Source organism: Rathayibacter sp. VKM Ac-2801, assembly GCF_009834245.1.
In the GTDB taxonomy this organism is placed as follows: Bacteria; Actinomycetota; Actinomycetes; order Actinomycetales; family Microbacteriaceae; genus Rathayibacter.
This window is the reverse complement of the sequence record NZ_CP047183.1, coordinates 2,479,812-2,494,519: the sequence shown is the minus strand read 5'-3', so window position 1 is coordinate 2,494,519 and position 14,708 is coordinate 2,479,812. Positions and strand designations below refer to the sequence as shown.

The following is a 14,708-nucleotide window of genomic DNA, read 5'->3' as shown; positions in this document are numbered from 1 at the left end:
CACCCGTCTTGACCGGATGTGTTGTCGGGTCAAGGATGGCTGTATTCCTCCGCGAAATCAATCGTCCATCCGCCCGGCGGAGGATGGACGCAGGCTCCACGGAACACCTACGACACGAAGGCGAGTACGAAGTGGCACAGTCCGACGGAACTCCCGGAAACTCCGCTCTGCGTGAGAGCGTCGCTGCTCTCCGCGACAACCCCCGCGCCACCGTCCTGGTGATCGGCGGCGGCATCAACGGCATCGGCACGTTCCGCGAGCTCGCGCTCAACGGCGTCGACGTCGCGCTCGTCGAGCGGGGCGACTACGTCTCCGGTGCCTCGAGCGCCTCGAGCCACATGATCCACGGCGGCATCCGCTACCTCGAGAACGGCGAGTTCCGACTCGTCAACGAGGGCGTGCACGAGCGCAACGGCCTGCTGAAGATCGCTCCCCATTACGTGAAGCCGCTGCAGACGACGATCCCGATCTACTCGACGTTCTCGGGCATCCTCGCGGCCCCGCTGCGCTTCCTGACCCACAAGTCGGGCAAGCCGCAGGAGCGCGGCGCGCTGCTGATCAAGGTCGGCCTCACGATGTACGACTTCTTCTCCCGCGACGGCGGCACGGTCCCGCGCCACCAGTTCCACGGGCGCAAGCGCTCGCTGAACGAGCTCCCCAAGCTCGACCCGAAGATCAAGTACACCGCCACCTACTTCGACGCCTCCGTGCACGAGCCCGAGCGCCTCGCGCTCGACGTGCTGCACGATGCGCTCATCGGCGGCAAGAAGGCCCGCGCTGCCAACTACGTCGAGGCCGTCGGCGCCGACGAGAAGGGCGTCGTCCTCCGCGACCGCGAGTCCGGCGAGGAGTTCACGTTCGCCGCGGACGTCGTCGTCAACGTCTCCGGGCCCTGGACCGACTTCACCAACACGGCCCTCGGCACGACCACGAAGTTCATGGGCGGCACCAAGGGCTCCCACATCGTGCTCGACAACCCCGAGCTGGTCGAGGCCTGCGAGGGCCGCGAGATGTTCTTCGAGCACAGCGACGGCCGCATCGTCCTCATCTACCCGCTCAAGGGCCGCGTGATGGTCGGCACGACCGACATCGACGCCGACCCCACCAAGCCCGCGGTGTGCACGGAGGAGGAGATCGACTACTTCTTCGAGCTCGTCAACCACGTCTTCCCGGCCATCCGCGTGGACCGCTCGCAGATCGTGTTCAAGTTCTCCGGCATCCGCCCGCTGCCCCGTCACGACGACGAGGCCCCGGGCTTCGTCTCCCGCGACTACCGCATCGAGCCCTCGACCCTCCCCGGCAACGGCTCGCCGGTGCTCAGCCTGGTCGGCGGCAAGTGGACGACGTTCCGCGCCCTGTCCGAGCACCTCTCGAACGAGGTCTTCAAGCGGATCGGCGTGACCCGTCGCGTCTCCACCGTGAAGACCCCCATCGGAGGCGGCAAGGGCTTCCCGCGCACCGACGCGTCCCGTGCGCAGTGGATCAGCCAGCACCGCTCCGGCCTCTCCTCGGCCCGCACCGGCCAGCTGCTCGAGCGCTACGGCACCCGCGCGCAGGAGGTCATCGAGGCCCTGGCCGACGGACACGACGAGGCGCTCGACTTCGATAAGGACTTCACCACCGGTGAGATCCGCTACCTCGCCCAGCGCGAGAGCGTGGTGCACCTGATCGACCTGGTCATGCGCCGCACCAACCACGCCTTCACGGGCGGTCTGAGCCGCGAGCTCCTCGAGGAGCTCGCCGAGCACACCGGTGCCGTGCTGGGCTGGGACGACGCCACCCGAGCGTCCGAGGTCGATAGGACCATCGCGCACCTCAAGGAGTACAACGGCGTCGACGTCGGCGGCACCTCGGTGCAGACCCCGACGGCCGTGCCCGCCTCCTGATCGGCGATCAGGCGCGGATCGACGGAAGCCCCGGACCGAGGACCACCTCGACCGGGGCTTCCGTCGTGACAACGCACAAACGTGCACGCGCCGTTCCTTGTCGCTAGGACAGGGCGCCGATAACTTCACACACGTCGGGCATCGAAGCCCGCCGCGGGCGCCTGTGCGCGTCCGTCTTACGAAAAGGAAAAGGTCAACGTGGACAATCTCGGAGTGGTCTTCCTCGCCGAAGTCGTGGGAACGGCCATGCTCGTGCTCCTCGGCTGCGGTGTCGTCGCCAACGTCGCGCTCGTGAAGAGCAAGGGTCTCAACGGCGGAACCCTCATGGTCAACATCGGCTGGGGCTTCGCGGTCTTCGCCGGCGTGATCGTCTCGTACAACTCGGGGGCGCACCTCAACCCCGCGGTCACCCTGGGCCTCGTCGCGAGCGGAGCGACCGAGTTCGGTTCCGGCGTGCCCGTCAACATCGTCTCGATCCTCGTCTACATCCTCGCCCAGATGATCGGTGCGATCCTCGGCGCCGTCTTCTGCTGGCTCGCCTACAAGCAGCACTTCGACGAGGAGCCCGACGCGGCCAACAAGCTCGGCGTCTTCTCGACCGGCCCGGCGATCCGCTCGTACGGCTGGAACTTCGTCACCGAGGTCATCGGCACCTTCGTCCTCGTCTTCGTCGTCATCGGCTTCGGCGGCGGACGTCAGGGCGACGGCGGTCTGGCCGCGCTCGGCGCACTGCCCGTCGCCATCCTGGTGATCGCGATCGGCGCCTCCCTCGGCGGCCCGACCGGCTACGCGATCAACCCCGCCCGCGACCTCGGCCCCCGCATCGCGCACGCGCTGCTGCCGATCAAGGGCAAGGGCTCGAGCGACTGGGGCTACGCCTGGGTGCCCGTCGCCGGCCCGATCGTCGGCGGAGTGCTCGCGGGCCTCGCCTCGCTCGTGCTGCTCCCGGTCCTCTAGACCGCCGCGCTTCCTTTCATCCCCGTTACGAAGGAGTAATCATTCATGGCTGACTACGTCATCGCTATCGACCAGGGGACCACGTCGTCCCGCGCGATCATCTTCGACAAGAAGGGATCGATCGTCTCCACCGGCCAGAAGGAGCACGAGCAGATCTTCCCGCGCGCCGGCTGGGTCGAGCACGACCCGATCGAGATCTGGAACAACGTCCGCGAGGTGATCGGCCAGGCGCTCTCCCGCGCCGACCTGACCCGCCACGACATCGCCTCGGTCGGCATCACCAACCAGCGCGAGACCGCTGTCGTCTGGGACAAGACCACCGGCAAGCCCGTCTACAACGCCATCGTCTGGCAGGACACCCGCACCCAGTCGATCGTCGACCGCCTCGCGGGCGATGAGGGCGCGGACCGCTTCAAGTCGATCGTGGGCCTCCCGCTCGCGACCTACTTCTCCGGCACCAAGATCGTCTGGATCCTCGAGAACGTCGAGGGTGCGCGCGAGAAGGCCGAGGCGGGCGACCTGATCTTCGGAACGACGGACACCTGGGTCCTCTGGAACCTGACCGGCGGCATCGACGGCGGCGTCCACAAGACCGACGTCACCAACGCCTCCCGCACCCTGTTCCTCGACCTCGAGACCCTCGAGTGGCGCGACGACATCCTCGAGGCCTTCGGGGTCCCGAAGTCGATGCTCCCCGAGGTCTGCTCCTCCTCCGAGGTCTACGGCCACGTCGAGTCCTCGTCGCTGCTGCGCGAGGTCCCGATCGCCGGCATCCTCGGCGACCAGCAGGCCGCGACCTTCGGCCAGGCGGCGTTCGATCCGGGCGAGGCGAAGAACACCTACGGCACCGGAAACTTCCTGATCTTCAACACGGGCACCGAGATCGTCCACTCGAAGAACGGTCTGCTCACGACCATCGGCTACAAGCTGGGCGACGGCGAGGTGCACTACGCGCTCGAGGGCTCGATCGCGGTCTCCGGCTCGCTGATCCAGTGGCTGCGAGACAACCTGGGCCTCATCGGCTCGGCCCCCGAGGTCGAGGCGCTGGCCGCCACGGTCGAGGACAACGGAGGCGCGTACTTCGTCCCCGCCTTCTCGGGTCTGTTCGCGCCGTACTGGCGCTCGGACGCGCGCGGAGCCCTCGTCGGCCTCACGCGCTACGTCAACAAGGGCCACATCGCCCGCGCCGCGCTCGAGGCGACCGCCTTCCAGACCCGCGAGGTCCTGGACGCGGTCAACGCCGACTCCGGCGTGCCCCTGCAGGAGCTCAAGGTCGACGGCGGCATGATCGCCAACAACCTGCTCATGCAGTTCCAGGCCGACATCCTCGGCGTCCCGGTCGTCCGACCGGTCGTCGCGGAGACCACCGCGCTCGGAGCGGCCTACGCGGCCGGTCTCGCGGTCGGCTTCTGGGAGAACCTCGACGACCTGCGCCAGAACTGGCAGGAGGACTCGCGCTGGACCCCGCAGATGGACCAGGACGAGGCCGCTCGCCAGTACCGCCTCTGGAAGAAGGCCGTCACGAAGACCTTCGACTGGATCGACGAGGACGTGCAGTAGTTCCCTCCGCGGCAGTCCCTGCCTGCCGCGCCGCGGTCGGCTCTGCGAGGTGGTTCCGCCTCGGAGAGCGGGTCGCGTCCGGCTAGGGGACAGCGCTGGCACGCGTTCTCCCCGTTCGCCTCCGCGGCGAGCGGACGACGTGAGTCCTTCACGGTGAAGCGCCCTGTCCGACCTTCGGGTCGGGCGGGGCGCTTCATCGTTCCGACGACGGCGCAGCAGGGTCTCGCGAAGGGGGGGTCCGGTATCGCATGCTGGTCGAATAGCCGCCGCAGGCGGCGTGTCGAGACGTGACCCGGGCGAGGCCGACCGACGAGGTCAGCCCGCGGACAGCCCCAGCTGGGCGTCCAGCTCGTCGAGCGAGCCGATCCGTCGCACGCCCAGCTCGACCGCCTCGGGCGGCAGCTCGCGGCAGTGCTCGGGGCCGCCGACGCGGTCCAGCCACACGCCGCGGAGGCCCGCGGCGGCCGCTCCGATCGCGTCGGTGCCGAGCCGGTCGCCGACGTAGAGCGCCTCGGCCGGAGGCACTCCGAACCGCTCGCAGGCGAGGGCGAAGATCCGCGCGTCCGGCTTCGTGACGCCGACGTCGCCCGAGGCGATCACGTGCTCGATCCGGTCGGTGAGGCCGACGCCCTCGATCTTGCCGAGCTGGAAGTCGAGCACACCGTTCGTGATGATGCCGATCCGCACCCCGGCGGCGTCGAGCCGGTCGAGAACGGGCAGCGCGTCGTCGTGGAGGGTCCACGCTGCGACGTAGTGCTCGAGGTACCCGCGGAACCAGGCGCTCGCCTCCTCCGGCGTCAGAGCGATCCCGGCCTCCGCCGCGAAGTCCGTGGCTCGGGCCCGCCGCTGGCCCTCGTAGTCGAGCTCGCCCGCGAGGTAGCGGTGGTAGTGCTCCTCCTCGAGCAGGTGCCAGCGGCGCTGCACCTCGGCAGGCTCGCCGGTGTACGCGTCGCCGAGCGCGGCGGCGTACGCCACGATCCCCTCCCGCACGGCGCGGGCATGGGCGAAGAGCGTGTCGTCGAGGTCGAAGAGCGCGAGCCGCAGCACGGCCGGCTCAGCGGACGCGGCGGAGGAGGCCGAGGGAGTCGTAGACCGCGGCGAGCGTGCGCTCCGCGGTCTCGGACGCGCGGTCGGCGGCGAGGGAGAGGACCCGGTCGAGCTCGGCCGGGTCGGCGAGCAGCTCCGCGGTCCGCGCGCGGATCGGGTCGAACGTGGCGGCGACCACCTCGACGAGGCCCTTCTTCAGATCGCCGTAGCCGCGGCCCGCGTACTCGTGCTCCAGCGACTCGATGGACCGGTCGGCGAGCACGGAGTAGATGGTGAGCAGGTTCGAGACGCCGGGCTTCGCCGCGCGGTCGAACCTCACCTCCGACTCGGTGTCCGTCACGGCGCGCATGATCTTCTTCGCGGTCGCCTTCGGCTCGTCGAGCACGCTGAGCAGGCCCGCGTCCGACTCCGCCGACTTCGACATCTTGGCGCCCGGGTTCTGCAGGTCGAAGATCTTCGCCGTCTCGCGCACGATGTGGGGCTCCGGCACGGCGAAGGTCTCGCCGAAGCGCGAGTTGAAGCGCGCGGCGAGATCGCGGGTGAGCTCGAGGTGCTGGCGCTGGTCCTCGCCGACCGGCACCGCGTCCGTCTGGTACAGCAGGATGTCGGCCGCCATCAGGATCGGATAGGTGAACAGTCCGACCGAGGCGGCCTCGGTTCCCTGCTTCGCCGACTTGTCCTTGAACTGCGTCATCCGGCTGGCCTCGCCGAAGCCGGTCAGCGTGTTGAGGACCCAGGCGAGCTCGGCGTGCGCGGGCACGTGCGACTGGATGAAGAGGGTCGAGCGAGCCGGATCGATGCCCGCGGCGATGTACTGCGCGGCGGTCGCGCGGGTGCGCTCGCGGAGCTGCTGCGGATCCTGCGGGACCGTGATCGCGTGCAGGTCGACGACGCAGAAGTAGGCGTCGAAGTCCTCCTGCATCGCGACCCACTGGGTCAGCGCGCCGATGTAGTTGCCGAGGTGCAGCGACCCGGAGGAGGGCTGCATGCCGGAGAAGATGACGGGCTTCGCGCCCGGGGTTCTGGGATTCATGGGTGGCCTCGAGGGGTCGGGATCGCGGGGGAGAGGGTCAGAGCTCGTAGTCGACGACCACGGGGGAGTGGTCGGACCAGCGGGTGTCGTAGGAGGCGGCGCGGTCGACCTCGTAGCTGCGGGCGAGGTCCGCGAGAGCGGGCGTCGCGAGCTGGTAGTCGAGGCGCCACCCGGTGTCGGTGTCGAAGGCCTGGCCGCGCTGCGACCACCACGTGTACGGCCCGGGCACCTCGCCCGCGAACCGGCGGCCGAGGTCGATCCAGCCGAGTCCGGCGCCGGCGTTGTAGTCCGGGTCGCCCTCGGCGCCGACGAAGCGGTCGAAGTAGGCGCGCTCCTCCGGGAGGAAGCCGGCCTTCTTGACGTTGCCCTTCCAGTTCTTGATGTCGAGCGTGCGGTGCCCGACGTTGAGGTCGCCCATCACCACGGCGAGCTCGCTGTGCGCCCGGATCTCGGGTAGGCGCGCCTCCATCGCGTCGAGGAAGCGGTACTTCTCGACCTGCTTGGGAGTGCCGACCTCGCCGGAGTGGACGTAGGTGGAGACGACGGTGAGCGAGCGGCCCCCGACCTCGTAGTCGGCCTCGAGCCAGCGGCCCGCGGAGTCGAAGTCGTCGGCGCCGAACGTCACGCGGTGGATCGTGGCGCGCTTGCGCGAGGCGAGAGCGACTCCGGCACGCCCCTTGGCGGTCGCCTCGTCGTGCAGCACGTCCCACTCGTCCCCGAGGAGCCCGGTGAGGTCGTCCGTGGAGGCGCGGACCTCCTGCAGGGCCAGGACGTCGACGTCGCGGGCGGCGAGCCAGTCGCCCATCCCCTTGCGGTAGGCGGCGCGGACGCCGTTCACGTTGACGGAGGCGATGCGGAGGGTGCTGGATGTCACCCGGACATTCTACGGAAGGGGTCCGACACCGACGCGCGGACGGGGGCTCACCCTCTCCACCGCCGTGCGATCTGCAGGGGACGAGCCGCTCCTGCCCGATTTCTCCTCGCAGGATCGCCCGTTCCGCTCGGATCCCCTGCAGATCGCACAGCCCCCTGCACACCGCCCCCCGGAACGCGGAAGCCGGCGGCCGCCTCGCGCGACTCCCTCGGAGAGGGGGAGGAGCGCGGAGGCGACCGCCGGCGGGACCGCTCAGGACGGTCGGTCGGAGAGGATCAGGCCGGGACGGCCTGCGCGGCGGCCGGCTCGGGCACCTCGGCGATCACGGGGGCGCGCTTGATGCTCTTCGCGATGATCACGCAGACGGCCGTGACGACCATGCCCACCAGGATGGCGACCAGGTAGAGGAGCGGCTGCCCGACGAGCCCGGTCACCCAGACGCCGCCGTGCGGGGCGCGGAGGGTGGAGCCGAAGAGTGCGACGAGCGCCCCCGTGACGGCCGAGCCGACCATCGCGGAGGGGATCACGCGCAGCGGGTCGACCGCGGCGAACGGGATCGCTCCCTCCGAGATGAAGGACGCGCCCAACAGGTAGGCGGCCTTGCCGTTCTGGCGCTCGGCGTCGGTGAAGAGGCGCTTGCGGAGCGTCGTGGCCAGGGCCAGACCCAGCGGCGGGGTCATGCCGGCCGCCATCACGATCGCCATCACCTTGAACTGCACCGAGTTCGGGTCGCCGTCGGCGGGGACGGAGGCGAGGCCGGTGGTCGCGAACGCGTACGCCACCTTGTTGACCGGACCGCCCATGTCGAACGCCATCATCAGGCCGAGGATGATCCCCAGGATGATCAGGTTGCCGCCGGAGAGGCCCGAGAGCCAGGCCGACAGGCCCTCGCTCAGCGCGCGGAGCGGGGCACCGAGCACCACGAACATCAGGAAGCCGGTGATGAAGGTGGCGATCAGGGGGATGATCACGACGGGCATCAGCGACTTGAACGCCGCCGGGAGCTTGATCCGCGAGATGTAGAGGGCCGCGTAGCCGGCGATGAAGCCGGAGGCGAGACCGCCCAGGAAGCCCGCACCGACGGTGACCGCGACCGCTCCGCCGAGGAAGCCCGGCGCGATGCCGGGGCGGTCGGCGATGCCGAAGGCGATGAAGCCCGAGAGCACCGGGACCAGGAACGCGAAGGTGGCGCTTCCGATGAGGAACATCACCCCGGCCCAGTCGGTGATGTTCGCGACGTTGAAGCCCTCGTCGATGATCTGCTGGGCCGTGAAGTCGACGATCCGGTAGCCGCCGAACAGGAACGACAGGGCGATCAGCAGACCGCCCGCCGCGACGAACGGGATCATGTACGAGACACCGGTCATCAGGTTCTGGCGGATGCGCGTGCCGACGCCGACCTTCTTCGGAGCGGCAGGCGCCGCTGCCGGGACGGATCGGGCTGCGGAGGCGGCCGGGGTGCCGGAGCCGCGCAGGGCCAGAGCGCGGTCGAGGACCTCGTCGGGCTTGGACAGCGCCTCGGCGACGCCCACCTGGAGGATCGGCTTGCCGGCGAAGCGGTCCTTCCCGCGGACCTCGAGATCGGCGGCGAGGATCACGACGTCCGCGGCGGCGATGTCGGCGGCGGTCATCTCGTCCGAGCCGGCCGCTCCCTGCGTCTCGACGTGGATCGGGTAGCCGCGCTTCTTCGCGGCCTGCTCGAGGGCCTCGGCCGCCATGTAGGTGTGGGCGATGCCCGCGATGCAGCTGGTCACAGCGACGAAACGCGGTCCGGAGGCGGGGCTCGCGGCGGGCGCGTCCTGCACCTTCGCAGCCGCGCGGTCGATGACGTCCGCGGCCTTGGCGAGAGCCTCCGAGGTGCCGACCTCGAGGGTCGGCTTGCCGGCGAAGCGGTCCTTGCCGCGGACCTCGAGGTCGGCGGCGAGGATCACGACGTCGGCGTCGGCGATCGTCTGCTCCGACATCGGGTCGGATCCGGCGGCGCCCTGGGTCTCGACCTGGATCTCGTACCCCTTCTTCTTCGCGGCCTGCTCGAGGGCCTCGGCCGCCATGTAGGTGTGCGCGATGCCGGCGATGCAGCTGGTGACGGCGACGATCCTCATTTGACGACGACCTCTCGGGCGATGATGTCGGCGACCTCCTGGCCGCTGGCGGCGGCGCGGAGGGAGCCGGTGAAGGACTCGTGGATCAGCTTGCGGGCGAGCTGGGCGAGGATCTTGAGGTGCGCCTGGTCGGCGCCGTCCGGAGCCGCGATCAGGAAGATCAGGTCGGCCGGGCCGTCGGGGGCGCCGAAGTCGACGCCCTGCTTCGCGATGCCGACCGCCACGCTGGGCGAGACGACGTGCGAGGAGCGGGCGTGGGGGATGCCGATACCGCCGGGCATGCCCGTGGCCATCTGCGACTCGCGGTCGCGGACGTCGGCGAGGAAGCCGTCGAGGTCGGTGACGCGGCCGGCGTCGGCGAGCGTCTTCGCGAGCTGCGCGGTGGCCTCGTCCTTCGTGGCGGCGGTGAGGTCGACGATGACCGTCGACGCCTCGGTGAGAGCAGTCATGCGCTCAGTTCTCCAATCGGGAGGGTGGGGTCGGGGTTCTCGACGACGGAGACGTCGTCGAGGCGGAGGGAGTCGGGACCCGGGGCTTCGCTGCCCGGGAGCTGGACGGCGGCGGTGCCCCACGCGACTGCTGTCGCGAGGCGCTCCGCCTCCGTGGCGTCGACGGCCGAGAGGTAGCCGGCGAGCGTGCTGTCGCCGGCGCCGACGGTGCTGAGGGGCACGACGGCGGGGGCGCCCGCCCACCACGACGCGTGCGCCGTGACGAGGAGGGCGCCGTGCTCTCCGAGGCTGACGAGCGCTCGCGCGTCGGGCAGCTGCAGGAGTTCACGGGCTCCGGCGACGACGTCTCCGACCGTCGTCAGGGAGCGGCCGAGGAGCTCCTCGAGCTCCTCGAGGTTGGGTTTCACCAGGGTGGCGGTGCCGGCCGCGATGATCGCGGTCAGGGGCGCTCCCGAGGTGTCGACGGCGAGGGGGACGCCGAAGTGCAGGGCGAGGCGGCCGAGGGCGGGGTAGAAGTCCGCTCCCAGTCCCGGCGGGACGCTGCCGCAGGCGACGAGCCAGCGGGGCGAGGCCGAGACGTGCTCGCCGATCAGCTCGGAGAGGGCGTGCGCCTCCTCCTCCGTGACGGCGGGGCCGGGCTCGTTGATCTTGGTGGTGCGGCCGGTCCGGTCGTCGACCACGGTGATGTTGGTGCGGATCGGGTGGGCGATCGCGGCACTGGCCGAGCGGACTCCGGCGGCCTGGAGCATCGTGGACAGGTCGAGACCGGTGGAGGCGTCGGCCGGGTAGACCGCGGTCGCCTCGACGCCGTTGCGGGCGAGGGCCCGGGCGACGTTGACGCCCTTCCCGGCCGGATCCCGCCGCACGTCGTGCGCGCGGTTGACCTCGCCGACGGCGAAGCCGCTCGTCGAGAGGGTGACGTCGATGCTCGGGTTGGCGGTGACGGTGACGATCATGCGCGGACGACCTCCGGGCCGGCCGACTCGATGTCGTCGGCGAGCTCGTCGTCGACATCGGCGTCGGTGATGACGGTGTCGACCGCGGACAGCGGAGCGACGTGCCCGAAGTCCTGCCGGCCGAACTTCGAGTGGTCGGCGAGGACCACGACCCGGCGCGCGGAGGCGATGATCGCGGACTTGACGACGGCCTCGTCGAGGTCGGGGGTGGTGAGCCCGCGCTCGAGGCTGAGGCCGTTCGTGCCGATGAAGGCGACATCCACCGAGACCGTGGAGAGTGCCTGTGCGGCCCACGGTCCGACGGCGGCCTGCGTCACTCCGCGCAGGTGCCCGCCGATGAGGTGGAGGTCGATATTGGGCCGGCCGACGAGCGCCATCGCGACGGGGAGGGAGTGGGTGACGACCGTCAGCCGGCGGTCCAGGGGGAGCAGCTCCGCCAGCCGCACGGTGGTGGTGCCGGCGTCGACGGCGATCGAGCCGCCGTCGGGCACCTCGGCGAGGGCAGCGGTGGCGATGCGGTCCTTCTCGCCGGCGAGGTGTCCCTCGCGGGCGGCGACCTCGGGCTCGATGCCCAGGCGCTCGACGGGGATGGCGCCGCCGTGCGCGCGGCGCAGTAGGCCCCGCTTCTCGAGGCTGGTGAGATCGCGGCGGATCGTCTCCGGCGTCACGGCGAGGGAGAGGGCGAGGTCGCGGACCTCGACGCGCCCGTCGGTGCGGGCGCGGTCCAGGATCGCCTGGTGCCGCTCCGGTGCGTACATGTGGACTCCGTCGTCTCGCCGTGGGTGGTGCGCCGGATCCGCGGTGTCGTTGCCGACCTCGAATCTGCGTTTACCTCTTTTTAGACCCGTTCGTGCCGGAAGTCAACAGAAACGGACAGACTCGGCAGGCGGATAAGGGCGCGGTGGCGCAGGGCCTCCCGGGAAGCGGTCCGCCCGGTCATGCGGCGAGCTGCTCGAGCTCCTCCTCGAGCTGGGCGAGCTGGCGCTCCAGGCGCCGCCGTTTCAGGAGGGATGCGTCCGGCAGCGCGGCCCGCAGGCGCTCGCGCTCGGCCTCGGCAAGGGTGCGGCGGGCGGTGCGCAGCTGCTCCTCCCGCTCCTTCTCGCGCTCCTCGGGGGTGAGCTTGCGCGCCGAGATCCCGGCGTCGCTCATCCCGACGGAGATCCACGACGCCGCGATGAGGATGACCTGGCAGACGAGGTTGAACCAGATCAGCAGACCGATGAGGACCGCGAACGAGGCGAGCAGCGGGTTGCGGGAGGCGCCGCCCAGCAGCTGCGTCCCGAGGACCTTGAGCGCGCCGAGCGCGATCCCGCCGAGCAGAGAGCCGGCCCAGAGGTTCTTCCAGGGGATCGAGATGCCCGAGAGGATGCGGAAGGAGCCGGCGAGCGTGGCCGTGTCGAGAGCGAGCATGATCAGCAGGCCGATCACGCTGCCGGCGAGACGGGCCGCCACCGACTCGCTGCCGATCCCGAGGAAGTCGAACGCCACGTCGACCAGCGAGGTCGAGAACACGGACAGACCGGCGGACACCAGCAGCACCGCCCCGAAGACCAGCGCGAGCCCCGCGTCCTTGAGCTTGAGCAGGACGAAGAGAGTCGTGGGTCCGGGGAGCGAGAAGAGCAGTCGGACCGCCTGGCGCAGGCTCCCCAGGAAGTTCAGCGCCGTCCAGAGCAGGCCGGCCGCCGCGATCGCGCCCGTCCAGCCGAGGATGGAGGAGTCGAGCAGGTCGTCGACCGACACCAAAGCGTTCTTCCCGCCGATCAGACCCGGGACCGAGCGGGTCACCAGGTCGAGGAGGGAGTCGCGCAGCACCGAGTCGTCGCGCACCCAGAAGCCGAAGACGGCGAAGAAGACGAACAGCGCCGCGAAGACCGCGAACAGGGCCTGGAAGGCGAGTCCGGAGGCGAAGAGGGGCCCGCCGGTCTCGGAGTAGTGGAGCATCACCCGCACCGGCCGCGTCCGCATGACCCGCTCGAACAGGCCCGGGATCCCGCGCGGGGTCTCGGTCGCCGCCTCCGTCATGCCTCCAGCGTAAAGCGCCCGTGCACGTCGGACGTCACGGTGCACGCTCGATGGAGGGAACGCACGCGCACCGTGTCATCGAGCGTGCACCTCAGCGCGTGCGGCCTCGCGCCAGCGTCCCCAGGATCACTGTCGAGGTCCGGGCCCAGTCGTGGACGACGTCGGCGTAGCTGAAGCGCAGCACCGTGTACCCGCGGAGGACTGCGACGGCGTCGCGGCGCCGGTCGCGGGTGAACGCCTCGGCTGCAGTGTGCCACTGGCGCCCGTCGAGCTCGATCACCAGCCAGTCGTCGATCAGCAGATCGACGCGTCCGACCCCGGGTATCTCCGCCTGGGGTCGGCAGTCGACGCCGCACGCGAGCAGCCGGAAGCGCGCGAGCGACTCGATGCCGGATTCCGCTCGGCCGTCGAAGGCGGACAGGAGCGGGTGCAGGCGGGCGGGGAGGAGTGCGATCGTGGCGGCGAGCAGGCCCGGACCGATGATCCCGCGGTGGAGAGCGGAGTCGACGACGGCGACGGACTCGTCGGACGGCTGGCAGAGGAGGAGGTGCTCGAGCGCCCTCTCGGTCGAGGCCACGACGGCCGGTGCTGGCGGCATCGGGGCGCGACGGCTCCAGTGCGCCACCACGCCGGGGTCCGTGGTGCGCGCCCTGTTCGAGCTGTGGACGCCCAGGTGCAGGCGCTCGTCCTCGGGTCGGTACGCGCCACGGGCGTCGAAGAACGACACGCACGAGACGAACCCCGCGTGGAGGACGGCCTGCTGCTGGTCAGCGCGGGCGTCCGCGGCGGCGAACCAGCCCGGCCGGAGTCGAGTCAGAGTGCCGTTGCGCACCGCCGCGCGGGGGTCGACGCCGAGCGCGCGCAGACGGGAGAGGTGGAGGACGCCGGTGAGCACGGATCGAGTGTCCCGCCCCGCTCCGCTGCCCGCACGCCGCAACCGTCGACCTGTGGAGACCCAGCCCGACCCGCCTCCTGTGGAGGACTGGCTCACGCACGACAGAAGCCGCCGTGCACGCCGGATCCGAGGATCGAGCGTGCACGGCGGCTTCGGGCGTGCAGGTCAGGCGCGGCCGCGGATGACCGCCTGCTTGACCTCGGCGATCGCCTGCGTGATCTGGATGCCCCGCGGGCACGCCTCCGTGCAGTTGAAGGTCGTGCGGCAGCGCCACACACCCTCCTTGTCGTTGAGGATGTCCAGGCGCGCTCCGCCGGCGTCGTCGCGGGAGTCGAAGATGAAGCGGTGCGCGTTCACGATCGCGGCCGGGCCGAAGTACTGCCCGTCGGTCCAGAACACGGGGCAGGACGACGTGCACGCGGCGCAGAGGATGCACTTCGTGGTGTCATCGAAGCGGGCGCGGTCGGCGACCGACTGCACGCGCTCCTTGCCCTTGGGCGCCGGGGTGTTGGCGACCAGGAACGGCTGCACCTCGCGGTACGAGGCGAAGAACGGCTCCATGTCGACGACGAGGTCCTTCTCGAGGGGCAGGCCCTTGATCGCCTCGATGTAGATCGGCTGCGAGATGTCGAGATCCTTGATCAGCGTCTTGCAGGCCAGGCGGTTGCGGCCGTTGATCCGCATCGCGTCGGAGCCGCAGATGCCGTGCGCGCACGAGCGGCGGAAGGTCAGCGACCCGTCCTGGTCCCACTTGATGCGGTGCAGCGCGTCGAGGACGCGGTCGGTCGAGTACATCTCGACGTCGAAGTCCTGCCAGCGCGGCTCGGCGTCCACCTCGGGGTCGAAGCGGCGGATGATGAACGTGACGGTGAACGCCTCCGGGGCCGCGGGGGCGGCGGGCGGCTGCTCGAGGGTAGCGGTCGACAT

At 70.6% G+C, this 14,708-nt stretch carries 13 protein-coding genes; 3 read left to right on the top strand and 10 right to left on the bottom strand.

The window, feature by feature from the left end:
- The first annotated feature begins 131 nt into the window (after positions 1-131).
- From GSU45_RS11455 to glpK, 3 genes are all read left to right on the top strand, one after another.
- Entirely contained in the window at positions 132-1,886 is a 1,755-nt protein-coding gene (locus GSU45_RS11455) for a glycerol-3-phosphate dehydrogenase/oxidase (RefSeq protein ID WP_244248106.1), read from the top strand.
- 198 nt (positions 1,887-2,084) lie between these two features.
- Positions 2,085-2,843, top strand: coding sequence for an MIP/aquaporin family protein (locus GSU45_RS11450; RefSeq protein ID WP_159915079.1), 759 nt, complete (start codon positions 2,085-2,087; stop codon positions 2,841-2,843).
- A 45-nt stretch (positions 2,844-2,888) separates the two neighbouring features.
- Positions 2,889-4,403, top strand: a complete 1,515-nt coding sequence (gene glpK / locus GSU45_RS11445; RefSeq protein WP_159915077.1) for a glycerol kinase GlpK — start codon at positions 2,889-2,891, stop codon at positions 4,401-4,403.
- A gap of 315 nt (positions 4,404-4,718) precedes the next feature.
- Here glpK and GSU45_RS11440 read toward each other — a convergent pair whose 3' ends face one another.
- The 10 genes from GSU45_RS11440 to GSU45_RS11395 all read right to left on the bottom strand — a co-directional run bounded on the left by GSU45_RS11440 (position 4,719) and on the right by GSU45_RS11395 (position 14,708).
- A complete protein-coding gene (locus tag GSU45_RS11440; protein WP_159915075.1) occupies positions 4,719-5,450 on the bottom strand; it encodes an HAD family hydrolase in 732 nt (243 codons plus the stop codon).
- Between the two features lie 7 nt (positions 5,451-5,457).
- Positions 5,458-6,483, bottom strand: a complete 1,026-nt coding sequence (trpS, locus tag GSU45_RS11435) for a tryptophan--tRNA ligase (protein ID WP_159915073.1) — start codon at positions 6,481-6,483, stop codon at positions 5,458-5,460.
- A 37-nt stretch (positions 6,484-6,520) separates the two neighbouring features.
- Positions 6,521-7,357, bottom strand: a complete 837-nt coding sequence (locus tag GSU45_RS11430) for an exodeoxyribonuclease III (RefSeq protein WP_159915071.1) — start codon at positions 7,355-7,357, stop codon at positions 6,521-6,523.
- 275 nt (positions 7,358-7,632) lie between these two features.
- Positions 7,633-9,459, bottom strand: a complete 1,827-nt coding sequence (locus GSU45_RS11425) for a PTS fructose-like transporter subunit IIB (protein WP_159915069.1) — start codon at positions 9,457-9,459, stop codon at positions 7,633-7,635.
- Positions 9,456-9,908 (bottom strand): PTS sugar transporter subunit IIA, encoded by a 453-nt coding sequence (locus GSU45_RS11420; protein ID WP_159915067.1) that lies wholly within the window; start codon positions 9,906-9,908, stop codon positions 9,456-9,458. Before GSU45_RS11420 ends, GSU45_RS11425 begins: the two co-directional genes overlap by 4 nt.
- Positions 9,905-10,864: a 1-phosphofructokinase family hexose kinase gene (locus GSU45_RS11415; RefSeq protein WP_159915065.1), complete on the bottom strand. Its 960-nt coding sequence runs from the start codon at positions 10,862-10,864 to the stop codon at positions 9,905-9,907. Before GSU45_RS11415 ends, GSU45_RS11420 begins: the two co-directional genes overlap by 4 nt.
- The gene (locus GSU45_RS11410; RefSeq protein WP_159915063.1) at positions 10,861-11,622 is read right to left on the bottom strand and encodes a DeoR/GlpR family DNA-binding transcription regulator; all 762 of its coding nucleotides are present in this window, start codon (positions 11,620-11,622) and stop codon (positions 10,861-10,863) included. The genes GSU45_RS11415 and GSU45_RS11410 overlap by 4 nt, the downstream gene beginning before the upstream one ends.
- A 178-nt stretch (positions 11,623-11,800) precedes the next feature.
- Positions 11,801-12,886, bottom strand: a complete 1,086-nt coding sequence (locus tag GSU45_RS11405; protein WP_159915061.1) for a YhjD/YihY/BrkB family envelope integrity protein — start codon at positions 12,884-12,886, stop codon at positions 11,801-11,803.
- A gap of 91 nt (positions 12,887-12,977) precedes the next feature.
- Entirely contained in the window at positions 12,978-13,781 is an 804-nt protein-coding gene (locus GSU45_RS11400) for a DUF559 domain-containing protein (RefSeq protein ID WP_159915059.1), read from the bottom strand.
- A gap of 165 nt (positions 13,782-13,946) precedes the next feature.
- Complete coding sequence (locus GSU45_RS11395; protein ID WP_068254543.1) at positions 13,947-14,708, bottom strand: succinate dehydrogenase iron-sulfur subunit; 762 nt, start codon at positions 14,706-14,708, stop codon at positions 13,947-13,949.

Coding starts and splice junctions, on each gene's coding strand:
- GSU45_RS11405 (WP_159915061.1), bottom strand. CDS start 12,886: ATGACGGAGGCGGCGACCGAGACCCCGCGCGGGATCCCGGGCCTGTTC.
- GSU45_RS11420 (WP_159915067.1), bottom strand. CDS start 9,908: ATGACTGCTCTCACCGAGGCGTCGACGGTCATCGTCGACCTCACCGCC.
- GSU45_RS11395 (WP_068254543.1), bottom strand. CDS start 14,708: ATGTCGACCGCTACCCTCGAGCAGCCGCCCGCCGCCCCCGCGGCCCCG.
- GSU45_RS11425 (WP_159915069.1), bottom strand. CDS start 9,459: ATGAGGATCGTCGCCGTCACCAGCTGCATCGCCGGCATCGCGCACACC.
- glpK (WP_159915077.1), top strand. CDS start 2,889: ATGGCTGACTACGTCATCGCTATCGACCAGGGGACCACGTCGTCCCGC.
- GSU45_RS11410 (WP_159915063.1), bottom strand. CDS start 11,622: ATGTACGCACCGGAGCGGCACCAGGCGATCCTGGACCGCGCCCGCACC.
- GSU45_RS11415 (WP_159915065.1), bottom strand. CDS start 10,864: ATGATCGTCACCGTCACCGCCAACCCGAGCATCGACGTCACCCTCTCG.
- trpS (WP_159915073.1), bottom strand. CDS start 6,483: ATGAATCCCAGAACCCCGGGCGCGAAGCCCGTCATCTTCTCCGGCATG.